The organism is Nocardioides albertanoniae, assembly GCF_006716315.1.
GTDB lineage: Bacteria > Actinomycetota > Actinomycetes > Propionibacteriales > Nocardioidaceae > Nocardioides > Nocardioides albertanoniae.
Genome location: NZ_VFOV01000001.1, coordinates 2,443,281 through 2,466,645 on the forward strand (window position 1 = coordinate 2,443,281; position 23,365 = coordinate 2,466,645).

The 23,365-nt window shown below is 69.4% G+C and carries 20 protein-coding genes; 13 read left to right on the top strand and 7 right to left on the bottom strand.

Annotated elements, in window-relative coordinates:
- Positions 1-4 precede the first annotated feature (4 nt).
- Positions 5-1,228: an alpha/beta hydrolase gene (locus FB381_RS11645; RefSeq protein ID WP_141780446.1), complete on the bottom strand. Its 1,224-nt coding sequence runs from the start codon at positions 1,226-1,228 to the stop codon at positions 5-7.
- Positions 1,229-1,299: 71 nt separating this feature from the next.
- Between FB381_RS11645 and FB381_RS11650 the strand changes: the two genes are divergently transcribed.
- Positions 1,300-2,697 carry a WS/DGAT/MGAT family O-acyltransferase gene (locus tag FB381_RS11650; RefSeq protein WP_141780447.1) on the top strand — a complete coding sequence of 466 codons (1,398 nt, stop codon included), beginning with the start codon at positions 1,300-1,302 and terminating at the stop codon, positions 2,695-2,697.
- Positions 2,698-2,740: 43 nt separating this feature from the next.
- On the opposite strand, the gene FB381_RS11655 is transcribed toward FB381_RS11650, so the two are convergent.
- A complete protein-coding gene (locus FB381_RS11655; RefSeq protein ID WP_211352396.1) occupies positions 2,741-3,658 on the bottom strand; it encodes an alpha/beta fold hydrolase in 918 nt (305 codons plus the stop codon).
- 121 nt (positions 3,659-3,779) lie between these two features.
- Between FB381_RS11655 and FB381_RS11660 the strand changes: the two genes are divergently transcribed.
- The 7 genes from FB381_RS11660 (at position 3,780) to pulA (ending at position 12,830) form a co-directional block, all read left to right on the top strand.
- Positions 3,780-5,960 (top strand): acyl-CoA dehydrogenase family protein, encoded by a 2,181-nt coding sequence (locus FB381_RS11660; RefSeq protein WP_141780449.1) that lies wholly within the window; start codon positions 3,780-3,782, stop codon positions 5,958-5,960.
- 8 nt (positions 5,961-5,968) lie between these two features.
- On the top strand, positions 5,969-6,481 hold the full coding sequence (locus FB381_RS24100; protein WP_141780450.1) for an FAS1-like dehydratase domain-containing protein: 513 nt from the start codon (positions 5,969-5,971) through the stop codon (positions 6,479-6,481).
- On the top strand, positions 6,478-6,882 hold the full coding sequence (locus FB381_RS24105) for a Zn-ribbon domain-containing OB-fold protein (RefSeq protein WP_246088068.1): 405 nt from the start codon (positions 6,478-6,480) through the stop codon (positions 6,880-6,882). The genes FB381_RS24100 and FB381_RS24105 overlap by 4 nt, the downstream gene beginning before the upstream one ends.
- A complete protein-coding gene (locus tag FB381_RS11675) occupies positions 6,879-7,262 on the top strand; it encodes a MaoC family dehydratase (protein ID WP_141780451.1) in 384 nt (127 codons plus the stop codon). Before FB381_RS24105 ends, FB381_RS11675 begins: the two co-directional genes overlap by 4 nt.
- Positions 7,259-8,425 (top strand): lipid-transfer protein, encoded by a 1,167-nt coding sequence (locus tag FB381_RS11680; RefSeq protein ID WP_141780452.1) that lies wholly within the window; start codon positions 7,259-7,261, stop codon positions 8,423-8,425. Before FB381_RS11675 ends, FB381_RS11680 begins: the two co-directional genes overlap by 4 nt.
- A gap of 208 nt (positions 8,426-8,633) precedes the next feature.
- Positions 8,634-10,031: an alpha-amylase gene (locus tag FB381_RS11685; protein ID WP_246088069.1), complete on the top strand. Its 1,398-nt coding sequence runs from the start codon at positions 8,634-8,636 to the stop codon at positions 10,029-10,031.
- 102 nt (positions 10,032-10,133) lie between these two features.
- Positions 10,134-12,830, top strand: a complete 2,697-nt coding sequence (pulA, locus tag FB381_RS11690; protein ID WP_246088070.1) for a pullulanase-type alpha-1,6-glucosidase — start codon at positions 10,134-10,136, stop codon at positions 12,828-12,830.
- Between the two features lie 465 nt (positions 12,831-13,295).
- Here pulA and FB381_RS11695 read toward each other — a convergent pair whose 3' ends face one another.
- The 3 genes from FB381_RS11695 to kstD all read right to left on the bottom strand — a co-directional run bounded on the left by FB381_RS11695 (position 13,296) and on the right by kstD (position 17,477).
- Positions 13,296-14,774: an FAD-binding protein gene (locus FB381_RS11695; RefSeq protein ID WP_141780454.1), complete on the bottom strand. Its 1,479-nt coding sequence runs from the start codon at positions 14,772-14,774 to the stop codon at positions 13,296-13,298.
- A gap of 97 nt (positions 14,775-14,871) precedes the next feature.
- A complete protein-coding gene (locus tag FB381_RS11700; protein WP_141780455.1) occupies positions 14,872-15,756 on the bottom strand; it encodes a MaoC/PaaZ C-terminal domain-containing protein in 885 nt (294 codons plus the stop codon).
- Positions 15,756-17,477, bottom strand: coding sequence for a 3-oxosteroid 1-dehydrogenase (kstD, locus tag FB381_RS11705; RefSeq protein WP_141780456.1), 1,722 nt, complete (start codon positions 17,475-17,477; stop codon positions 15,756-15,758). Before kstD ends, FB381_RS11700 begins: the two co-directional genes overlap by 1 nt.
- A gap of 221 nt (positions 17,478-17,698) precedes the next feature.
- Here kstD and hsaA point away from each other — a divergent pair, with 221 nt between their 5' ends.
- The 4 genes from hsaA to FB381_RS11725 are packed head-to-tail and all read left to right on the top strand — an operon-like array spanning position 17,699 to position 21,350.
- On the top strand, positions 17,699-18,892 hold the full coding sequence (hsaA, locus tag FB381_RS11710; RefSeq protein WP_246088071.1) for a 3-hydroxy-9,10-secoandrosta-1,3,5(10)-triene-9,17-dione monooxygenase oxygenase subunit: 1,194 nt from the start codon (positions 17,699-17,701) through the stop codon (positions 18,890-18,892).
- Complete coding sequence (gene hsaD / locus FB381_RS11715) at positions 18,892-19,794, top strand: 4,5:9,10-diseco-3-hydroxy-5,9,17-trioxoandrosta-1(10),2-diene-4-oate hydrolase (protein WP_170225138.1); 903 nt, start codon at positions 18,892-18,894, stop codon at positions 19,792-19,794. Before hsaA ends, hsaD begins: the two co-directional genes overlap by 1 nt.
- The gene (gene hsaC, locus FB381_RS11720) at positions 19,791-20,690 is read left to right on the top strand and encodes an iron-dependent extradiol dioxygenase HsaC (RefSeq protein ID WP_141780458.1); all 900 of its coding nucleotides are present in this window, start codon (positions 19,791-19,793) and stop codon (positions 20,688-20,690) included. Before hsaD ends, hsaC begins: the two co-directional genes overlap by 4 nt.
- An 18-nt stretch (positions 20,691-20,708) precedes the next feature.
- Positions 20,709-21,350 carry a flavin reductase family protein gene (locus FB381_RS11725; RefSeq protein ID WP_246088072.1) on the top strand — a complete coding sequence of 214 codons (642 nt, stop codon included), beginning with the start codon at positions 20,709-20,711 and terminating at the stop codon, positions 21,348-21,350.
- A gap of 84 nt (positions 21,351-21,434) precedes the next feature.
- Here FB381_RS11725 and FB381_RS11730 read toward each other — a convergent pair whose 3' ends face one another.
- Positions 21,435-21,848 carry an RpiB/LacA/LacB family sugar-phosphate isomerase gene (locus tag FB381_RS11730; RefSeq protein ID WP_141780459.1) on the bottom strand — a complete coding sequence of 138 codons (414 nt, stop codon included), beginning with the start codon at positions 21,846-21,848 and terminating at the stop codon, positions 21,435-21,437.
- Positions 21,849-21,974: 126 nt separating this feature from the next.
- On the opposite strand from FB381_RS11730, the gene FB381_RS11735 reads away from it, so the two are divergent.
- The gene (locus FB381_RS11735; protein ID WP_141780460.1) at positions 21,975-22,862 is read left to right on the top strand and encodes an ALF repeat-containing protein; all 888 of its coding nucleotides are present in this window, start codon (positions 21,975-21,977) and stop codon (positions 22,860-22,862) included.
- A gap of 13 nt (positions 22,863-22,875) precedes the next feature.
- Here FB381_RS11735 and FB381_RS11740 read toward each other — a convergent pair whose 3' ends face one another.
- The gene (locus FB381_RS11740; RefSeq protein WP_141780461.1) at positions 22,876-23,328 is read right to left on the bottom strand and encodes a nuclear transport factor 2 family protein; all 453 of its coding nucleotides are present in this window, start codon (positions 23,326-23,328) and stop codon (positions 22,876-22,878) included.
- Positions 23,329-23,365: the final 37 nt, after the last annotated feature.

The window sequence follows — 23,365 nt, forward strand, 5'->3', positions numbered from 1 at the left end:
CCGGCTAGCCCGCGACGGGCGCCGTGTGCTGGGTGTGGTGCCACTGGAGCCAGCGCTCCATGGCGGCCACGGCCCGGTGGGCGCGGATGCCACCGAAGACGTCGAAGGCGTGCTGGGCGCCGGGCATCTCCACGTAGGAGACCGTGCGCTGGGAGACCGCGCGCAGGCGCTCGACGAAGGCGTTGGCCTGGCGGATCGAGACCAAGGTGTCGAGCGCGCCGTGCAGCACGAAGAAGTCGGGGGAGTCCTCGGTGACGTGGTTGATCGGGGAGGCCTCACGGAAGTCGTCACGGGTGACGCCGCGGGGCATGATCTTCTGCGTCCACAGCCCGTCGCGCACCGCCGTGGTGTAGACGTCGCCGTCGTCGCCGGCGACGTCGTAGACCCCGTAGAGGGGTACGCAGCCCTGCACCCTGGTGTCGCCCGACTCGAATCCCGGCTGGAACGGCGCATAGCCGGGAGTCAGCGCGGCCAGCGCGGCCAGGTGGCCGCCCGCCGAGCCACCGGTGGTGATGACGTAGTCGGGGTTGCCGCCGTAGGAGGCGATGTTGTCGTGGACCCAGGCGAGCGCTCGTTTCACGTCGACGATCTGCGCCGGCCAGCGGTGCTGGGGAGCCAGCCGGTAGTTGATCGCCACGCACACCCAGCCCTGGGCGGCCATCCGGTTCATCAGGAGCAGCCCCTGCTGCTCCTTGGAGCCGATCGTCCAGGCGCCGCCGTGGATCTGGAAGAGCACCGGGGCGTTGGTCAGGTCTGCCCCGGCGGGCCGGTAGATGTCGAGCCGGGCACGTGAGCTGTCGCTGTCGGCGTAGCGGACGTCGCGGATGACCTCGACTCCGGGCTCGGTCATCCGGAACGGGCGGGCCAGACGCCTGACGTCCAACGGCAACCGCTCGCCGGGAGGCGCCCCGAGCGTCTCGGAGAGCGCCGAGTCGAGAGGGCCGTGGGAGGAGCTGGCCCGGCGGGCGTTGACGGCGAACCCGGCGGCCGCGACCCCGGCCAGGGCCAGGCCCAGCGGCGAGACGCGCCGGCGCGCCGCCGACAGTGCTGTGTCGGTCGCGCCGAGGGCGAGCAGCTGTGGAGCCAGGTCGCCGCCGATCCATCCTGCGGCGAACGAACCGATCGCGACTCTCGTCCCGCCACGGCGAGGTGGTCGAAGCGCGATCACTGCCAGCGAGGCGAGTGCGGCCTGGCGCACGGTGTGGGGCTTGGGGAGGTAGCGAGGCATGTGGGAGAGGCTACGGCCGACATGGAACGAGACACGAGAACTGGTTCCAGATCTCACGCTATCGTGCCGCCATGGAACGCCTCAGTGGTCTCGATGCCAGCTTTCTCTACCTGGAGTCCCCCGAGCAGCTGATGCATGTGTGTGCGGTGCTCGTGCTCGACACCTCGACGCTGAGCGAGGGATACGACTTCGTCTCGCTGCGCGACAAGATCGCCACGCGTGTGGCCGGGCTGCCGATGTTCAACCGCAAGCTGCGGCGGGTGCCGCTCGGGCTCGACCATCCGGTCTGGGTCACCGACAAGCACTTCGACATCGAACGGCACGTGCACCGGCTGGCCGTGCCGGCGCCCGGTGGCGAGAAGGAGCTCACCGAGGTCGTCGGCCACCTGGCCGGCCTCCCGCTGGACCGTTCGCGGCCGCTGTGGGAGATGTGGGTGCTCGAGGGGCTCGCGGACGGGCACATCGTCATGCTGCTCAAGGCCCACCACGCCACCGTCGACGGGGTCAGCGGCGCCAACCTGATCGCCCACCTGTGCAGCCTCGCTCCGGAGGCGGAGCCCGTCGAGCCGGTCCCCGCCGAGGAGGTGCCGGAGCGCACCCCGAGCTATCGCGAGCTCGCCGCCCGCGGCGCCGCGGCGACAGCCGCCCGGCCCTTCAGCCTCGTCAAGATGATCGCCCCGACGGCGCGCATCGCGGCGGGCGCGTTCGCGAGGGCCCGCCGAGGCGAGGCGATGGCCGCGCCGTTGCTGGCGCCGCGTACGTCCTTCAACGGCAACATCACCGGCCACCGCTCGATCGCGCTGGCCGAGTTCGACCTCGACGACGTACGCGCGGTCAAGAACGCCGTGCCCGGCGCGACCGTCAACGACGTGGTGCTGACGGTGACCGGGGGAGCGCTGCGTCGCTACCTGAACGACCGCGACGAGCTGCCGGAGGCGTCGCTGATGGCCGTGGTGCCGGTCTCGGTGCACGGCGAGTCACGTCACGAGCGCGGCACCAACAAGATCTCGACGATGTTCACCCGGTTGGGCACCGACATCGAGGACCCGGTCGATCGTCTCGCGCAGCTCTCCGTCACCAACAGCAACGCCAAGGAGCATCACCGGGCGATCCCGGCCGACACCCTGCAGGACTGGGCGAAGTTCGCGGCGCCACGCACGTTCGCGCTGGGAGTGCGGATGGTCTCGGGCATGCGCCTGGCCGAGGGCGGACCGGTGATCCACAACCTGATCGTCTCCAACGTGCCGGGCCCGCCGGTGCCGCTCTACTTCCTGGGCGCGCGCATCGAGGGTCTCTACCCGCTCGGGCCGATCTTTCACGGTGCCGGCTTGAACGTGACCGTGATGAGCCTGAGCGGTCGGATGTACGTCGGCATCATCGGCTGTCGCGAGTCGGTGCCGCGGCCCGGCGCGCTCGCGGAGAGCTTCCCCAAGGAGCTCGAGGAGCTCAAGACGGCGGTGCTCGGCTAGGCGTGGTTCGGCCAGGCGTGGGTCCGCTAGGCGTGGGTCGCGGCTAGACGGCGACGCTGGAGATCCGGGCGGCGACGTCGTCGACGGCGGCGAGGAGGGCAGGGTTGAACGCCTCCGACTGCAGCACGCAGCCGGCGTGCCCGCAGGCGGCGTCGTGCACGTGCGCGCCCTGGATGCGCGACGCCATCGCGCGTTGCCGGCCGGGTGGGATCAGGTGGTCGCGGCCCGTGATGACGACGGCGGTGGGCACGTCGACCTGACCCAGCCACGGCCGGGAGTTGTGGCGTCCGATCGCGGCCAGCGCCTGGGCCAGCGCCCACGGGCTGGTGGCGCGCCACTGGTTCAGCGCCCACATGTTGACCGGCGAGGGGAGGGTCTCGAGCGCGCGTCGCACGCGAGCCTGGCTCGCCCGGCGAACCCGGGCGGTGGTGAGCCGCCGCAGACCGGTCATCGCCACCTCGACGCCCTGGAGGAACACGATCTCGTAGCCTCGCTGACGGAAGTGGTCGGCGGTGGCGGCCAGCACCAGTCCGCCGATCGAATCCGGGTGCTGGCGCCAGACCCGTTGGGCGATCACACCGCCCATCGAGTAGCCGACCACGATGGGTCGGTCCAGAGCGAGCTGGTCGATCAGGGCGGCGACGTCGTCGGCACAGTCGCGCAGCGCGAACTCGTCGGAGACGATGCCGCGGCCGTGCCAGCGCTGGTCGAACGTCACCACCCGGAAGTGCTCGGCGAGCTCGCCGACGACGGGGAACCAGGTGAGCATCCCGGTGCAGCCGACGGCGTGCAGGAGGATGACGGTGGGCGCGTCGGGTCGCCCTTCGGGGGCGCCGGTGTCGGTGATCCAGAGCTCGCCCCGGCCGGGCAGGTCGACCCGGTGGGGTTCGGGGATGTCGACCTGCGGGACACGGAGCACCGGCTCGAGCCGATCGAGGATGCCCTGAATCGATACCTTCACGAAAAGAAGTCTAGAACACGTTCCAGGTCTGTCGCCGGGGTTGCAGGGTCGTCGGGCGAGGCGATGCCGGGTTGTGACGATGGGCTCGCTTGGAGAACTAGAACACGTTACAGTTTGGCTCATGGGAGAAGAGACGCTCGATGCCGTACGCAGCGTGGTGGCCGAAGTGCTCGCCCGCGAGTCCGACCGCGGCGACTGGGCGGCCTGGGCGAAGGCGGGCCTGACCGCTCTGCCCGTGCCGGAGGCTCACGGCGGTGAGGGCTTCGGCCTGGCCGAGATCGCGGTGCTGCTGCGCGAGACGGGCCGCCATGCGGTGCGGGTGCCGGCGTGGGAGACCCTCGCGGTCGGCGCGCTGACGCTCGCACGGCACGGCACGACCGAGCAGCAGGCGGCGGTCCTGCCCGGCGTGGCGGCCGGCGAGACGCTGCTGAGTCCGGCATGGCTGGAGCCGGGCCGCCCGCAGGCGCCGGAGACCAGCTATCGCGACGGCACGGTCAGCGGACGCAAGACCGGCGTGACGTACGCCGCCGAGAGCAAGCATCTCCTGGTCACCGCGACATCGGCGGAGACCGGGGTCCCGGTCGTGGTGCTCGTCGACCCCGGCGGCGCCGGGGTCACGCTGGTCGCCTCGAGCGCCTCGGGGCAGGTGCCGCAGCACACCGTCGTGCTCGACGACGCCCCGGCCGAGCTCCTCGGCGAGGGGGCCCACGAGGCGCTCACCGAGATCGCGACCGCCGCCCTGGCGGTCGTCGGATCGGGCGTGCTGGCCGGCGCGCGCGACCTGAGCGCGGCGTACGTCTCGGGCCGGAGGCAGTTCGGTCGCGCCCTGGCCGAGTTCCAGGCGGTCGCTCTGCAGATGGCCGACGTCTACGTCACCTCCCGCACGCTCGACCTCGCCGCCGACAACGCGGTCGCCGCGGTCGCCGACGGACGCTCGTCGGGCACCGACCTGGCGGTCGCCGCCTACTGGGCGAGCCAGGTGGCACCCGAGGCGTTCCGCACCTGCCACCATCTGCACGGGGGCATGGGGGTGGATGTGACCTATCCGCTGCTCGCGTTCACCACCTGGGGCACCGACATCGCCCACCTGCTCGACACCCCGGCCGCGGCCGTGCCGGTCGAGACCGCCGAGTCGAAGAACCACGAGCTCACCGACGCGCAGCGGAGTCTGAAGTCGCAGGTCAGGACCTACTTCGCGGATCTCTCTCATCAGGGCGAGTCCGGTGACCCCGGACCTGAGGGCTCCTGGGACCGTCACGGCCCGACCTACCAGAAGCTCATCAAGCGGCTCGGCGACGACGGCTGGATGGGGGTCGGCTGGCCGAAGGAGTACGGCGGTCACGGCCTCGGCGAGGTCGAGCAGACCATCTTCGCCAACGAGGCGCAGTATGCCGACGTGCACCTGCCCGCGGTGACCCTGCAGACGGTCGGCCCCACCCTGATCCGCTACGGCACCGACATGCAGAAGGAGATGTTCCTCAACCGGATCCTCGCGGGCGAGGTGCACTTCGCGATCGGCTACTCCGAGGCCGAGGCCGGCACCGATCTGGCCTCGATCCGCACCACGGCACGCCTCGACGGCGACCACTATGTCGTCAACGGCCAGAAGCTGTGGACCACCGGTGGCCACGCCGCCGACTACATCTGGCTGGCCTGCCGCACCGACCCCGACGCTCCCAAGCACAAGGGCATCTCGATCCTGATCGTCGACACCTCCGACCCGGGCTTCTCCTGGACCCCGATCATCACCGCCGACGGCTCCCACCACGTGAACGCCACCTACTTCAACGACGTGCGGGTGCCGGTCGAGATGCTGGTGGGCGAGGAGAACAAGGGCTGGAAGCTGATCACGACCCAGCTCAACCACGAGCGGGTCATGCTCGGCCCCGCGGGCCGGATCGAAGGCCTGCGCGACCGCGTGCTGCGGTGGGCAGAGACCCGTGGCGTCACCGACAGCCCCGACGTACGCACCCTGATGGGCGAGACCACGGCCGTGTTCCGGGTCAACGAGCTGCTCAACTGGGCGGTCGCGAGGGCGGCCGAGGCCGGCGAGATCGAGGTCGCCGACGCGTCGTCGTCGAAGGTCTTCGCGGCCGACCAGGTGCAGCATCTGCTGGCCGACCTGATCGCGCTCGTGCATCGCCACGGCGACCCCGGCGAGCCCGAGACGAAGAGCCTGCTCGACTATCTCGACGCGCAGGCGAAGCGCAACCTGGTGCTGACCTTCGGCGGCGGCGTCCAGGAGATCCAGCGCGAGCTGATCGCGATGTTCGGCCTCGGGATGCCGCGGGTGCCGCGATGAGGAGCGAGATGACCGACCTGCACGGCCTCGAGGAGGCCACCCACGAGAAGATCATGGCCGCCGCCGAGGAGATCGAGGCGTGGGGGGAGGCCGCCGAGCGCGAGGCGCGCGACGTGGTCAACCAGCCCACGATCAACAACTGGCTCGAGGCGATGGGCCTGACCTCCGAGCGGTTCCACCAGGGCGAGGCGCCGCCGTCGATGGCCCAGGTGTGGACGATGTACGGCCAGGGAGGTCGTCATCCCGACCGCGACCCGCTGCACGCGATGATGAACGTGCTCACCGAGGCCGGCTTCCACGGTGTGCTGGGCACCAACTCCGAGCAGAGCTACGACCGCTATCTGCGCGTAGGCGAGCAGGTGCGGGTCACCACTGCGCTCGACTCGGTCGTCGGTCCGAAGGCCACCGGTATGGGCGTCGGCTACTTCGTGACGTCGAGGAGCACCTGGTACGTCGGCGACGAGCGCGTCGCGACGATGCTCTTCCGCGTCCTGAAGTTCGTTCCGAAGGGGAAAGCATGAGCGGCCCGGTGCGCCCGGTGGTCGGCCGGGACAACGCGTACTTCTTCGAAGGCACCGCCGAGCAGGAGCTCCGGATCCAGAGCTGCAACGCCTGCGGCGCCCTGCGGCACCCGCCGGGTCCGGCGTGCCTGGCCTGCGATGCGTACGACCGCGGCCACGTCGTCGCCAGGGGCGAGGGCACCGTCTACTCGTTCACCGTCGTGCACGCCCCGAAGTTGCCCGGCAAGGAGCTCCCGCTGGTGGTGGCGCTGCTCGACCTGCCCGAGGGCGTACGCCTCGTGGCCGAGGTGAGCGGCGTGCCGCCCGAGGGCGAGGACGCCCTGCAGATCGGCGAGCGGCTCGTCGTGGACTGGAACGTGATCGACGAGGAGCTCACGCTCCCGATCTGGAGGAGGCCATGAAGATGCAGACCGGCGAGAAGATCCCTGTCTGGGAGCTCCCGATCACCCCGACGCTGGTGGTCTCGACTGCGATCGCGACCCGCGACTTCCAGGACGTGCACCACGACCGCGACCGCGCCCAGGCGGCCGGCTCGAAGGACATCTTCATGAACATCCTGACCTCGACGGCGCTGTGCGAGCGCTACGTCACCGACTGGGCCGGGACCGAGGTGCAGATCAAGGGCATCGCGATCCGGCTCGGCGCCCCGGCCTATCCCTACGACACGCTGTCGTTCTCCGGCGAGGTCACCGAGGTGGCCGACGGCGTCGCCACCATCGCTGTCACCGGCGCGGTCTCGCTCGGTGCGCACGTGACCGGAACGGTGAGGATCGCCGCATGAGCCTGAGCAAGAAGGCCGCGATCGTCGGGATCGGCGCCACCGAGTTCTCCAAGGAATCCGGGCGATCCGAGCTCCAGCTGAGCATCGAGGCGACCCGGGCCGCCCTGAAAGACGCCGGTCTCACCCCCGCAGACGTCGACGGGCTCACCACGTTCACCATGGACACCAGCTCCGAGATCGCGCTGGCCCGCGAGCTGGGCCTCGGCGACCTGAGGTTCTTCTCCCGGATCAACTACGGCGGCGGCGCGGCGTGCGCGACGATCCAGCAGGCCGCGATGGCGGTCGCCACCGGTGTCGCGGACGTCGTCGTCGCCTACCGTGGCTTCAACGAGCGCTCCGGGCAGCGGTTCGGGCAGGTGCAGCCCTGGGCCGCCCAGCAGGTCAACACCAACGGCATCGACAACTCCTGGACCTACCCGCTCGGCCTCTCGACGCCGGCGGCGACCGTGGCGATGCAGGCGCGCCGCTATATGCACGACTACGGCGTGACCAGCGCCGATTTCGGTGCTGTCGCCGTCGCCGACCGGCGCCACGCCGCGACCAACCCCGCGGCGTTCTTCTATCAGAAGCCGATCACGCTCGCGGACCACCAGGCCTCGAGGATGATCGCCGACCCGCTGCACCTGCTCGACTGCTGCCAGGAGTCCGACGGCGCCGTCGCGATCGTCGTCACCAGCCCCGAGCGAGCCCGCGACCTGGCCCAGTCGCCGGTCGCCGTCGCCGCAGCCGCCCAGGGCAGCGCCGCCGACCAGTACGTGATGACCTCCTACTACCGCGACGAGATCGGCATCCCGGAGATGGGTGTCGTGGCCAAGGATCTCTGGCGCCAGTCCGGCCTCACCCCGGCCGACATCGACACCGCCGTCCTCTACGACCACTTCACCCCCTATGTGCTCATGCAGCTCGAGGAGCTCGGCTTCTGCGGCAGGGGAGAGGCGAAGGACTTCGTACGCGACGGCGCCATCGAGCTCGGTGGCCGGCTGCCGATCAACACCCACGGCGGTCAGCTCGGCGAGGCGTACCTGCACGGCATGAACGGCATCGCCGAGGGCGTACGCCAGGTGCGCGGCACCTCGGTCAACCACGTCGACGGGGCCGCGCGGGTGCTCGTCACCGCCGGCACCGGCGTCCCGACGAGCGGGTTGGTGCTCACGTCCGGATAGCCGGTTGAAACGTTGCGCAACTACTTGCAGTGCCCGGTCTCTCGTGGAGCGCCCGGGCACTGCAGGTTTCGGAACGTATGCGACATGAGGGTTGACGCGTGACGTGGATCACTCTAGGTTCGTCCTGCAAGATCTTGCTGCAAGATTCAAGCGTGCCGGCCTGCCCCCTACACAGACCTGGCGCGCGCCCTTCGACGCAGGAGGAACCATGGCCAGACATTTCATCGGGAGAAGGGCCATGGCGGCGGCGCTTGCCCTCTCGGCCGGAGCCGCCGCCGCGCTCACGACCCCAGCCCAGGCGCAAGCCGCGCCGCCGGGGGAGAAGGACGTCACCGCGGTGATGTTCGAATGGAGCTTCGCCTCGGTGGCAACGGCCTGCACCGACTCCCTCGGGCCGGCCGGTTACGGCTACGTCCAGGTCTCCCCGCCCCAGGAGCACATCCAGGGATCTCAGTGGTGGACGTCCTACCAGCCCGTCAGCTACAAGATCGCGGGCAGGCTCGGTGACCGCAACGCCTTCGCGAGCATGGTCGAGACCTGTCACGGCGCAGGGGTGAAGGTCGTCGCCGACACCGTCATCAACCACATGTCGGCGGGGTCGGGCACCGGCACCGGCGGGTCCTCCTACACCAAGTACGACTACCCCGGCCTCTACTCCGCCGCCGACATGGACAGCTGCACGGCCACGATCAGCAACTACCAGGACCGCGCAAACGTCCAGGAGTGCGAGCTGGTCGGGCTCGCGGATCTCGACACCGGTGAGGACTACGTACGCGGCAAGATCGCCGGCTACATGAACGACCTGCTCTCGCTCGGGGTCGACGGGTTCCGCATCGACGCCGCCAAGCACATGGCGGCCGCAGACCTCGCCGACATCAAGTCGCGACTGAGCGACCCGAACGTCTACTGGAAGCAGGAGGCGATCTTCGGCGCCGGTGAGGCGGTCTCCCCGACCGAGTACGTCGGCACCGGCGACGTCCAGGAGTTCCGCTACGGCCGCGACCTCAAGCGGGTCTTCAACGACGAGAACCTCGCCTACCTGAACAACTTCGGCGAGGGCTGGGGTCACATGGCCTCAGACGATGCGGCGGTCTTCGTCGACAACCACGACACCGAGCGCGGCGGCGACACCCTCAGCTACAAGGACGGCGCCGCCTACACCCTGGCCAACGTCTTCATGCTGGCCTGGCCCTACGGATCGCCCGACATCAACTCCGGCTACGAGTGGAGCGACAAGGATGCCGGCCCGCCCAGCTCCGGCGCGGTCAGCGCCTGCTACTCCGACGGCTGGAAGTGTCAGCACGCCTGGCCCGAGATCTCCTCGATGGTCGCTCTCCGCAACACCGCACGCGGCGAGGCCGTCACCGACTGGTGGGACAACGGCGCCGACCAGATCGCGTTCGGCCGCGGCGACAAGGCCTACGTCGTGATCAACCACGAGTCCTCCGCACTGAGCCGTACGTTCGAGACGTCCCTGCCGGGCGGCGACTACTGCGACGTGCAGAGTGGCAACCCGGTCACCGTGAACGACTCCGGACAGTTCACCGCCACCCTCGGACCCGACGCGGCGCTCGCCCTGCACGTGGGCGCCACGACCTGCGGCTGACCCCACCATCGCCGACCGTCCGACGCTCGCCCCACACGTGTCGGGCGGTCGGTCTCCAGCAACGCCCAGAGAGGCCTCGAGGTGAATCGAAGAAGCAGGACGGTGGTCACGATCGCCGGAGCACTGATCGCGGCGGCGTTGTCCGCGGCGCCGCCGGTGCCGTCGGCGTCCGCGGCGTACGTGGCGTCCGAGACTCAGGACGACAGGCTCGACCTGAGCACGGCCCACGCGCAATGGATCGACGCCGGCACGGTCGTCGTGCCGAGGGAGATGGCGAGCGGCTCGGCGACCTCGGCGGCGCTCGTCTACGACCGCGACGGTGGCATCGCCGTCGGCGACGGCGAGCTCGACGGCGCGGAGCACCAGCTGCGCCTGCGGGCCACCTCGCTCTCGGACGCGCAGAAGGCGAGATTCCCGCATCTCTCCGACTACGCGGCGTTCACCGTCGACCGCGGCGGCCGTTCCCGGGTCCGTGAGGCGCTGACCGGTCAGGTGTTGTTCGCCCAGAGCGGCGACGAGGCACTGGTGACGGCGACCGGGGTGCAGACCCAAGGAGTCCTCGACGACCTCTACGGCGCGAAGGCGACGAGAGCCGCCCTCGGGCCTGTCTTCAAGGCCGGCTCGGTCACCCTGTCGGTGTGGGCGCCCACCGCCCACGACGTGGAGCTGGAGCTCGGTGAGGCGGGATCCGCCGACACCGCTACGGTGCGGATGCGACGAGACCGCGCCAGCGGCGTCTGGTCGGCGACCGGACCAGCGTCGGCATGGCGCGGCAAGGCCTACCGCTATCAGGTCGAGGTCTGGGCGCCGAGCGTGCAGAAGGTCGTGACCAACAAGGTCACCGATCCCTACTCGCTCGCTCTGACCGCAGACTCCGAACGCAGCCTCGTCGTCGACCTCGGCGACCGTGCGCTGGCTCCCGCGGGGTGGACCACCCTGCGCAAGCCGAGGGCCGTGGCGATGAAGGACGCGCAGATCCAGGAGCTCCACATCCGCGACTTGTCCGTGGAAGACACGACCAGTGCGCATCCGGGCACCTACCGTGCCTTCACCGAGCAGCACAGCGACGGCTCCGAGCACCTGCGCGAGCTGGCCCGCTCGGGCACGTCCTACGTGCACCTGCTGCCAGCCTTCGACATCGTTACCATCGCGGAGAAGAGGGCCGACCAGGCAACTCCCGACTGTGATCTCGGGGCCCTTCCCGGCGACAGCGACAAGCAGCAGGAGTGCGTCATGAAGGCCGCTCCCGCCGATGCGTACAACTGGGGCTACGACCCCTACCACTACACGGTGCCCGAGGGTTCCTACGCGAGCGACCCGGACGGCACGGCCCGCACCGTCGAGTTCCGCGAGATGGTCCAGTCCCTCAACGAGGACGGCCTGCGCGTCGTCATGGACGTGGTCTACAACCACACCGCCGGCAGCGGTCAGGCGAAGACATCGGTGCTCGACAAGATCGTCCCGGGCTACTACCAGCGTCTTCTCGCCGACGGCTCGGTCGCCACCTCCACCTGCTGCGCCAACACGGCGCCGGAGAACGCGATGATGGGCAAGCTCGTCGTCGACTCGGTCCTCACCTGGGCCAAGGCCTACAAGGTCGACGGGTTCCGGTTCGACCTGATGGGCCATCACCCGAAGGCGAACATCATGGCTGTGCGCAAGGCGCTCGACGCGTTGACGACATCGAAGGACGGTGTCGACGGCAAGTCGATCATCCTCTACGGCGAGGGCTGGAACTTCGGCGAGATCGCCGACGACGCCCGATTCGTCCAGGCCACTCAGAAGAACATGGCTGGCACCGGCATCGCGACCTTCAACGACCGCTCCCGAGATGCCGTACGCGGCGGCTCGCCGTTCGACGCCGACCCGGGCGTCCAGGGTTTTGCGAGCGGTCTGTTCACCGACCCGAACGACTCGGAGGCCAACGGCACCCCAGCCGAGCAGAAGGAACGCCTGCTCCACTATCAGGACCTGATCAAGGTCGGGCTGTCCGGCAATCTCGCCGATTATGAGTTCACCGACTCGACGGGCCGACGTGTGAGGGGCTCACAGGTGGACTACAACGGTGCGCCCGCGGGCTATGCCGACGCCCCGGGCGATGCGCTCGCCTATGCCGACGCCCACGACAACGAGACCCTCTACGACACGCTCGCGTTCAAGCTGCCGGTAGCGACCAGCACCGCCGACCGCGCTCGGATGCAGGTCGTCGCGATGGCGACCGCCCTCCTCTCCCAGGGGCCGGCGCTCTCCCAGGCCGGCAGCGACCTGCTGCGCTCGAAGTCGCTCGACCGCAACTCCTACGACAGCGGTGACTGGTTCAACGCGATCCACTGGGACTGCGGCGCCGGGAACGGTTTCGCCCGCGGTCTTCCGCCGGCCACCGACAACGAGGACAAGTGGTCCTACGCCAAGCCGTTGCTCGCCTCGGTGCCGGTCCCGGGGTGCTCCGACATCGAAGGTGCTTCGGCCGCCTACCAGGACCTGCTGAAGCTGCGTACGGACGAGGCGGCGTTCCATCTCGCCGACTCCGGCCATGTGCAGAAGGAGCTCTCGTTCCCGCTCTCGGGTGCGGGGGAGACGGCGGGCGTCATCACCATGCGTCTGGGCGATCTCGTGGTGGTCTTCAACGCGACCGCGGCTCCCCAACAGCAGGTCGTGAAGGAGGCCGAGGGGATCGACTATCGGCTCCACCCGGTCCAGGCCGACGGCACCGACGACGTGGTCAAGGAGTCGTCGTTCACAGCCGGGTCGGGCACGTTCACGGTGCCTGCCCGCACGGTCGCGGTCTTCACGCGCTGACCGGCGCGAGGGTGAAATCGACGCGGCCCCGGCGAGCAGCCGGGGCCTGCGGTCTGGATCCAGCGAAGATCAGGACGGGTTGTTGCCGGCGATCGCGCCGACCACCACGAGCGTGATGACAACCAGGGACGCGATCACCATCAGGCCGACCGGGCTCCGGAAGTCGAACATGGGGGTTCCTTTCGAAATAGTTCGGCGTCAGGCGTCGTGCGGGGAGTCGAGGGCCTGCGGACGCGTCGGGAAGCCAGTCATCGGCGATCCGACTGGCGGTCCCGGTGAGCTCCGGGGCGTCCATGCCGAACGAGACGGTGATCTGAGCCCATGGCGTCGCGTATACGAAACCAGAGACGGCCGGAGGCGCGTAGGGCAGAAAGTCCCGATCTGGCGTCGACCTATTTATCTGTCGGGCGATATGTGCTATGGCAACTGTTCGCCGGCGACTGGTAAAGACTTTACCGCTCCACCTTACTGCGCTGGACCACGGCCCCCTGCGGCGTGACGGCCGGCACGCCGCCCGAAGTAGGATCCGTCGCCGAGCTGCATCCCCGAGGCGTAGCCCTTGGCGTCCTGGGCGAGGTTGGCCGCGCAGGCGCCGGCGGCGTAGAGGCCGGTGATCGCCGATCCGTCCTCGCGGCGCACCTCGCCGTCGACGGTGGTGGCGAGGCCGCCCATGGTGAACCCGGCGTACATCGCCTTGCCCAGGGAGAGGTCGTAGGCGCCCCAGGGGCCGGTGTCCTGTGCCTGCGTCCACTCGGCCGCCTTGTGCAGCTCGGGGTCCTCGCCCGCCGCGGCATGGGTGTTGTAGGAGGTCAGGGTCTCGTCGAGCGCGTCGAAGGGTACGCCGAGACCGGCAGCCATCTCCTCGACCGTCTCCCAGCCGTCGATGAACGGGCACAGCGGCATCTGCGGGTGCTCGATGTGCGCGGAGTCGACGATCAAGAACGCGGCCGAGTCGGGCTGCTCCATGACGAAGGCCGCCGTACGCGCGTGGTAGGAGTCCTCGGCGACGAACCGCTTTCCGTGCTTGTTGACGATGATGCCGGTCAGCAGGATCGAGGGTGGGTAGAAGGGGGCGGTCTGGAACGGCTCGTCCATGAACCGCCACTCGCCGCCGGCCGAGGCACCCAGCCGCAGGCCGAGACCGTCGTCGTAGGTGGAGGCGAGGGGGAAGAGCTTCTCGCCGAGGCGCGGGGTGTGCTCGGTGACCATGTCGGCGTTGCCGACGAAGCCACCGGCAGCGACGATCACCGCGTCGGCGCGGATCGCGCCGCGCTCCTCGAAGTGGCGCCATGCCAGCCCGACCACCCGGCCCGACTCCATGACCAGGTTGGTCGCGCCGGTCTCGAAGCGGATGGTCGCCGAGGTCTCCGCGAGCCGGTCGGCCATCCGGTCGACGACCAGCTTGGCACCCCCGGTGTCGCCCGGCACCGGAACCTTGTGGCCGCGCGGCGCCGGCACGGCGAGGTCGCGGAAGGGGTGCACCTTCTCGTTGCCGGTGTACATCAGCCCCTCGGTGCCGGGCTGGATCACCGCCTTGCCCGGCCAGAAGGTGCGCTCGAACTCGAAGCCCAGCGCCTCCAGCCAGTCGAAGTGCTCGACCGAGTCGTCGCAGTAGGCGCGGATCTTGTCGTCCTCGGGATCCTTGGAGACCGCGTGGATGTAGTTGAACATCTCCTCGGCCGAGTCCTCGATCCCGGTGGCCTTCTGTACCGCGGTGCCGCCGCCGAGGTAGAAGTGGCCGCCGGCCATCGCCGAGGTGCCGCCGGGCTCGGCCGCGCGCTCGAGGAGCACGACCCGCGCCCCGCTGCGCGCCGCCTCGAGCGCCGCCGCCCCGCCGGAGACCCCGAAGCCGACCACGATCACATCGGTCTGCTCCGACCAGCCACCGAAACGTTCCTCGACGTCGGCGGGGGAGAGTACGTCGGGCAGTGCTGTGCCGCTCATGCTGATGCCTTCCCGTGTAACACGTTGTTCGTAGGACTATCCGGTCGTTCCAATAGGGCGAGTAGTCCTACGAACAACGTGTTACAGCCTGCGCGGCTCATCGCTTCACCACGTAGCAGTCGGCGAGCACCGGGGCGCCGTCACGGTCAGGATCCTCCGAGGAGATCGTGGCCCTGATCAGGATCTTCGGGCCGTCGTCCCATGCCTCGACCGAGATCGTCTCGCCTGGGAAGACGATCCCCGCGAACCTCGCCCCGAACCCGGCCACCCGGGTGGCATCGCCGTCGAGAAGGAGCGCGGTCGCCTCGCGCAGCACGATCCCGTAGGAGCACAGCCCGTGCAGGATCGGCTTCGGGAAGCCGGCCTTCGCGGCGAAGGCGGGGTCGGCGTGGAGCGGGTTGCGGTCGCCGCAGAGCCGGTAGAGGAGCGCCTGCTGCTCCGTGACGTCGTACGCCGCGACAGCATCGGGCGCGCGATCGGGGACCGGGAGCGCGGTCGACGGGCCGCGTTCGCCTCCGAAGCCGCCCTCGCCGCGTACGAAGATCGAGCTTCTGACCGTCCACAACGGCTCGCCGGCCGGGGTCGTGGCGACCCCCTCCTGCACGATGACGGCGGCCTTGCCCTTGTCCCAGACCTCGGCGATCCGGGTCGAGACGACGGCCTCGCCGGAGGCCGGGATCGGGCCGTCGACGTGGATCTCCTGGGAGCCGTGGAGCACCGAGGCCAGGTCGATGTCGCAGCCCGGCATGTCGAGCGAGGGCGGCTCGGTGACGTGGAAGGTGGGTGCCACGACCCCGAAGGACGGCAGCACCGTGAGGGCGTCGGAGTCGAGCGTGTAGCGAAGGGCCGCGGGGTCGGTCGCGTCGCCCGCACGTGAGCCCGCGCCGATGCCGAGGTGGTAGAGCAGCACGTCGGACGAGCTCCACGTGAACCGTTGCTCGGGCAGCGAGGCTCCGATGGCCTTGGCGGGATCGATGGGCATCAGTTCCCCTTCTCGTCGGTGGAGGCGGTGGTCTCGTCGAGCGGCTTGAGCGAGGTGGCGCAGTCTTCGGCAGCCAGATAGCCGAAGACCAGGGCGGGTCCGATGGTGGCGCCGGGGCCGGCGTAGGTGCGGCCCATGACCGCCGAGGAGGCGTTGCCGGCGGCGTAGAGGCCGTCGATGGCGGAGCCGTCGGGCCGCAGCACGCGGGCGCGCCGGTCGGTGACCAGGCCGCCCTTGGTGCCGAGGTCGCCGGGCGCCATCTTGACGGCGTAGAACGGCCCCTGGTCGATGACGTTGAGCGAGCAGTTCGGCTTGACGGTGGGGTCGGAGTAGTACTTGTCGTAGGTCGACTCACCGCGGTGGAAGTCCTCGTCGACGCCCGACTCGGCGAACCCGTTGAAGCGGGTCAGCGTCTCGCGCAGCCCGTCGGCGGGCACCTCGATCCTCTCTGCGAGCGCCTCGACGGAGGATGCCTTCACCACGACACCGCTCTTGAGCCAGCGCCCGGGGAAGGGCTGGCCCGGTCCGAGTCCGGCGAAGATGTAGCGGTTGCGGTAGCGCTGGTCGAAGACCAGCCATGCCGGCACGTGCGAGACGCCCGTGGCTTCTCCCTTGTAGATCTCGTGGACGGCCTCGACATAGGGGAGCGCCTCGTTCATGAAGCGCTTGCCGGCGCTGTTGACGATGATCGAGCCCGGCAGGTTGCGCTCGGCGAGCGCGAACCACGGCCGCCCCGGGAAGGGGATGGTCGGACCCCACCACGACTCGTCCATCAGGTCGGTGTCGGCGCCGGCCGCGATCCCGGCGAGGATGCCGCCGCCGGTGTTGGAGAACGCGCCAGTGGTCCACTCGACCGAGGTCGGCGTGGGCAGGTACTTCTCCCGCATCTCCAGGTTGCGCTCGAAGCCGCCGGAGCCGAGGATCACGCCCCGGCGGGCGCGGATCACCTGTGTCGGACCGTCTTCGCCGCGCCGCACCTCGACGCCGACGACACGGCCACCCTCGGTGACCAGACCGACCAGCTCGGTCTCGTAGCGGATCGGCACGCCCACGTCGTGCAGACCCTTGCGCAGCCCGATCGCGAGCGCTGCGCCCATGGCGTACATCTTCTTGCCGAGCAGCCCGGCGAGGATGCGTGCCACCGCGATCTTGATCATCGTGATGGGGCCCTTGAGGGTGCGCATCCCGAGGCTGATCTTGCGGAAGTCGGCCTGGGTGACGACCATGTTGGCCGGCGACTTGGTGTAGGGCGGATGCAGTCGATCGAGCTCGTCGCCGATGATCCGGGCATCGAGCGGCACCGGCTCCACGGAGCGCCCCGCGCCACGACCGCCGGGTGCCTCGGGATGGTAGTCGGAGTAGTCGGGGACCCAGGTGAACCGCGTCGGCGTCGACTCGTCGATGAAGGAGAGCACCTCGGGGCCGCGCCCGAGGAACGTCTCGCGGCGCTCGGCCGGCACGGCGTCGCCCACGATCGACTCGAGGTAGAGGCTGGCGGCCTCGGGGGAGTCCTTCTGGTGGGCTGCCTCGAGGGCGTGGTTGCCCGGGATCCAGACGCCGCCACCCGATCGCGAGGTCGATCCACCGAAGTAGGCGCTCTTCTCGATGACGACGGTCTCGAGTCCGTGGCGGCGGGCGGCGGCCAGCGCGGCGGTCATCCCGGCGCCACCGGCGCCCACGACGACGACGTCGTAGGTCTCGTCGCTGTCGGTCATTCCCATGGTGCTCCCTCAACGTCGTGGCGTCCTGCAGACACCGTGCTCTGTCACCGTGCTCTGTCGTCTCTGCTCAGAACTGGAACACGTTCTACCATAGACGACACAGAACGAAACCGGCCCAAGGACTCGACAAAACTGAAACGTGTTCTAGTATTGGTCCATAGGCAGCGCCCGACGCGCGCCGCCCGAGAACATCTGGGGACACCATGCAGGAAGGCAGAGCGGTGAGCGAAGAGACACAGCGCGCCCGTAAGGACACACAGGCCGTCAAGGACGGTGTGCAGGATCTGCTGCCCACCATCCGGGAGCGGGCCGAGGAGACCGAGCGCCTCCGGGTCGTGCCTGAGTCGAGCGTCAAGGAGCTGGAGGAGGTCGGTTTCTTCAGGCTGCTGCAGCCGACGCGCTTCGGCGGCCTCGAGGCCGACCCGGTCGACTTCTACACCTGCGTACGTGACATCGCCTCGGCATGCGGATCGACCGGCTGGGTCTCCAGCGTCCTGGGCGTGCACCCGTGGCAGATCGCGCTCTTCGACGACGAGGCGCAGCAGGCGGTCTGGGGCGAGGACACCGACACCCGGGTCTCCTCCTCCTACGCCCCGGTGGGCAAGGCGGCGATCACCGAGGGTGGCTTCAACCTCTCCGGTCGTTGGTCGTTCTCCTCCGGCTGCGCGCACGCCACCTGGGTGCTGCTCGGCGGCCTCGTCTTCAACCACGAGGGCCAGGTGGTCGACTTCCGTACGTTCCTGGTGCCGCGCGAGCGCTACGAGATCGTCGACGTGTGGAACGTCGTCGGTCTCGCCGGCACCGGCTCCAACGACATCGTCGTCGAGGACGTCTTCGTCCCGGAGACGTTCACGCTCTCGATGGCCGAGACCGGGCGGTGCAAGGGCCCGGGCCAGGCGGTCAACACCAGCGACCTCTACAAGCTGCAGTTCCACTCGCTGTTCACCTCCACGATCACCACGCCGATCATCGGCATGGCCCGCGGTGCGTACGAGGAGCACGTGACCATGCAGCAGAACCGGGTGCGCGCCTCCTACGGTGAGAAGGCGTCCCTGGACCCGTTCGCCGCCGTGCGCGTAGCGACCGCCTCCTCCGACATCGACGCCGCCTGGGCGCTGCTGATGAGCAACATCCGCGAGCAGCAGGCCTATGTGGCGCGCGGCGAGAAGATCCCGATCACCCAGCGGCTGCGGATCCGTCGCGACCAGGTGCTCGGCACCCAGCGGGCGATCGACGCGATCGACCTGCTCTTCGAGGCCTCCGGCGGCCGGGCGCTGGCCAACGGCACCCCGCTCCAGAGAGCCTGGCGCGACGCCCACGCGGGTCGCGTGCACGCTGCCAACGATCCCGAGCGGGCGCTGCAGATGTATGGCGCCTCCGAGTTCGGGCACAAGGTCGACCCGGGGATGTACTGATGGGACTGGTGAAAGACGACGTCGCCCACGACGTCACGATCAAGACCGCGGCGGCCGGCGAGATCTCGCTGCGCTACTACGACCTCGGGTCGGCCGACGAGGACCGGCTGCCGCTGGTGATGCTTCACGGCGGGGGTCCCGGGGCCTCGTCGTGGTCGAACTTCGGCTCCGCGCTGGAGGGCTTCGCGGCCGACTTCCGCACGATCCTGGTCGACCAGCCGGGTTTCGGCGCCTCCGACAAGCCGCCGGTGGTGGGCAACTACTACCGCTTCGCTGGCGACGCGGTGATCGCGCTGCTCGACGAGCTCGGCCTGGAGAAGGTGCACCTGCTGGGCAACTCGCTCGGCGGTGGCACGGCGATGCGGATCGCGCTGACCTACCCCGACCGGGTGGGGCGGCTGGTGCTGATGGGGCCGGGAGGCCTCTCGCTCAACCTCTTCCATGCCGATCCGACCGAGGGCGTGCAACGGTTGATGGACTTCTCCGGCGACCCCACCCGTGAGGCGCTCAAGGCGTTTATCTCGACGATGGTCGTCAACCAGAAGCTGGTCACCGACGAGCTGGTCGAGGAGCGGTTCGCCGACGCGACCGCGCCCGGCGCGCGCGAGGCGATGGGCTCGATGGGCTGGTCGTTCTACAACCCGGAGACCGCCGAGGACGGCATGCTGTGGCGTGAGGCCCACAAGCTGCGCCACCACACCCTGCTCACCTGGGGCCGCGAGGACCGGGTCAACCCGCTCGACGGCGCGTTCCCGGCGCTGAAGCTGATCCCCAAGGCGCAGCTGCATGTCTTCCCGCGTTGTGGGCACTGGGCACAGATCGAGGCCGCTGACGAGTTCCGCGAGATCGCCGTGAACTTCTTGAGGCGGCACCGCGAACGTACTCCCGAGGAGAAGTCATGACGATCGACATCAAGTCCATGGGCTACGTACGCGTCACCAGCACCGACCTGGACGCGTGGCGTACGTTCGCCGAGAAGGTCCTCGGCCTGGCGACGGCCAAGGGTCCGAACCCGGAGAATCTCTACTACCGCGTCGACGAGGTCTCGGCCCGGCTGGTGATCGAGCCGGGGGAAGCGGACCAGCTCAGCTGCGTCGGCTGGGAGGTCGCCGACCACACCGCGCTGGCCCAGGCCCGCGAGCACCTGGAGAAGTCGGGTGTCGAGGTCGAGGAGGGCACCCCTGAGGAGCTCGCCGAGCGGCGGGTGCAGGAGATGCTGCGCTTCCGCGACCCCTTCGACAATGTCTTCGAGCTCTTCCACGGCATCACCTACGAGCGGCGCCCCGCGGTCTCGCCGTACGGCCACACCTTCGTGACCGGCGAGCAGGGGATGGGCCACGTGGTGATCCCGGTCAGCGACGACGTCGAGGCGCTGGAGTTCTACCGCGACACGCTCGGCTTCCGGCTGCGCGACTCGATGAGCATGCCCGGGGAGTTCGCCGGCAAGGAGCCCGGCACGAAGATCTGGCTGCGCTTCCTCGGGGTCAACCCGCGCCACCACTCGCTGGCGTTCCTACCGTTCCCCAACGACTCCAAGTGCGTCCACATCATGCTCGAGGTCGACAAGCTCGACGACGTCGGCCGAGCGCTGGAGCGGGTCAAGAAACACGGCGCCAAGCTGTCGGCAACGCTCGGGCGCCACATGAACGACGAGATGGTCTCCTTCTACGTGAAGTCGCCGGGTGGGTTCGACATCGAGTTCGGCACCGAGGGGCTCCAGGTCGACGACCAGCGATGGGTCGCCCGCGAGTCCACCGCCGTCTCGTACTGGGGTCACGACTTCGGCGTAGGCCAGTGATCGGGTATGCGTATAGAGGTGCCTGATACGAGTGGAGCGAGGTCGTCCGGCGAGACGACCGGGGGGATCCCGGACGGGATGTCTCCCGATGCCGCCGAGAGCTGGCCGCACCCGGAGCTGATCGAGTCCTTCCACGGCCGTTTCGACTTCGAGGCGCCGCCGTCGCCTCCGGAGACCCCTGCCGATGCCGAGGCCGACGCCAGGTTCCGTACGGTGCTGGGCCGGTTCGCCTCCGGAGTCACCGTGATCGCGGCGCAGACCTCCGAAGGCCCGGTAGGGATGACCTGCCAGTCGTTTTCCTCGGTCTCGCTGCGGCCGCCACTGATCCTGTTCGCACCGACCAAGACCTCGCGCGCCTGGGCCCGGATCCGTCGCGCCGGCCACTTCTCGGTCAACATCCTCGCCGCCGGCCAGGAGGCCGTCTCCAACCAGTTCGCCTCCCGTGCCGCCGACAAGTACGCCGACATCTCCTGGACGCCCTCGGAGCAGCACGGCGACCCGCATCTGTCCGGCGCGGTCGGCTACCTCGACTGCGCCGTCCACTCGGTCCACGAGGAGGGCGACCACTACCTCGTCGTCGGCCGCGTCCTCGACCTCTCGGAGGGCGACGCCACCGACCCGCTGCTCTTCTTCCGCAGCGACTACCGCGAGCTCGGCTGAACCCACGCCGAGTCGGCTCGTTGTGACGGGATTTCGTGTCGAGTCGGCTCGTTATAACGAGCCGACTCGGCGATACCAGCCTGGTCAGGGGAGCTGGTCGAGGCGGCGGATCGCTTCGGCTTCGTCGGGGTCGGGCTCGGGCTCGTCGAGAAAGGCTCGGGTCACCTCGGCAGCCACGTCGGGGGCGAGCCGCTTGAGGCTCATCGCGAGGACGTTGGCGTCGTTCCACAGCCGCGCGCCGTGGGCGATCCAGGGCTCCCAGGCGAGGGCGGCGCGTACGCCGGGGACCTTGTTGGCGGCGATCGCCGTGCCGGTGCCGGTCCAGCACATCACCACGCCGACGTCGGCCCGGCCCTCGACGACCGCTCGGCCGATGCCGGCCCCCAGGTCGGGCCAGGAGGCCGCGGTGAGCACGTCGACCTCGCCACGCTCACGCAGGTGGCCGAGCACCGCCCGGGTGGTCTCGTTCTCGTCGTCGGCGCCGAACACGATCCGCATGGCCCCAACCTATCGCCGGGCCCCATCGCCGGGCCCCATCGCCGGGCGTAGCGAATTGGCGTTGACGAGCAGTGACGGTGTCGGGACACTCAGCGCGGCGATCGCGCCCCACATCGAGGAGATCAGATGAGACCCCTACGTGTTCTGTCGGGAGCCGGGTTGACCGTGCTCGTCGGCTCGTTACTGCAGATCGGGCCGCCGGCTGTCGCGGCTCCCGCCGATCAGGTCTCGACGATCATGGCTCCGGCCGCTGAGAAGGCAGGCGACGAGACGGACCCGGAGGCGCTGCGCGCCGCGATTCAGGCCATCATCGATGATCCAGCGAGCGGTCGCACGGTGCTGGCGAAGGCGCACGAGGCGCTGGCCGACGGCAGCATCGAGGCGATGACCTACTTCCTGGAGACCGGTCGATCGATCGCGCAGCTCGAGGACGACAGGGCCAGAGTGCTCGAGATCCTGGGTGCTCCGGAGACCGGGCGTGCTGAGGAGGCCGCCGCTGAGGCAGCGCTGGACGATGGGTCGCAGGAGGCACTCACCTACTTTCTGGAGACCGGACGGTGGATCGCGCAGATCGAGGACGACCGAGCTGACGTGTTGTTGATCCTGGGCGACCCGGATACCGGCCCTGCGGAACGAGCCGCTGCGGAAGCAGCGCTGGACGACGGCTCGGCCGAGGCGATCGCCTACTTCCTCGAGACCGGACGCTGGGGCCCGCGCACCGAGGACAACCGCGTGAAGATCTTCCGGATCCTGGGCGACGCGGATTCGGGCACGGCCGTACGCCGAGCTGCGGAGGCGGCGCTCGACGACGGGTCGGCCGAGGCGCTCGAGGAGTTCCTCCAGACCGGCTACCAAGCGGCACTGTGGGAGGACTACCGCGTCGAGACCTTCCGGATCCTCCGCCTCGCCGCACCCGGCAGCGCTCTCGAGCAGGCTGCGATCGCGGCCCTGGAAGATGGCAGCTTCGAGGCCCTGCGGCACTTCGTCGAGGAAGGACAGTACGAGGTCGACTGACTCACCCCGCGTCTCAGGCGTGGGTGGCCGGTCCGCCAGGCCCGGTGAACTTCGCGTGCGGCTGGTCCTTCAGGCTGGTGGTGAGCTCCCAGGTGCGCTGGTAGCCGGTGTGGGCGATGCGCCAGCCCTGCGGCGTACGGATGTAGCGGTCCTCGTAGAAGGCGGCGCCCTCGAGGGCGAAGTCGTAGGCGGGGGCGAAGACCTTGTCGTAGAGGTACCACCGGCCGGTTGCCCCGTCTCCGTCCACCGTGATCTCCGGGTGGTGGAGGTGGTGCATGGTGATGATCTCGGCGGGCAGGTTGGTGCGCATGTAGTCGACCAGGTCGCCGGGTGAGGTGAAGGAGAGCCCGGCGTAGTCGGCGGTGGCGTCGTCGCTGAAGCAGGTCGCGAACTCGTCCCACTGCTTGGTGTCGAGCAGGCGTACGTAGCGGAACTTGAGCTGCTCGATCTCGCTGATGTCGCTCATGGCTGGATCATAGTAGAACACGTTCTATTTCGGGGTC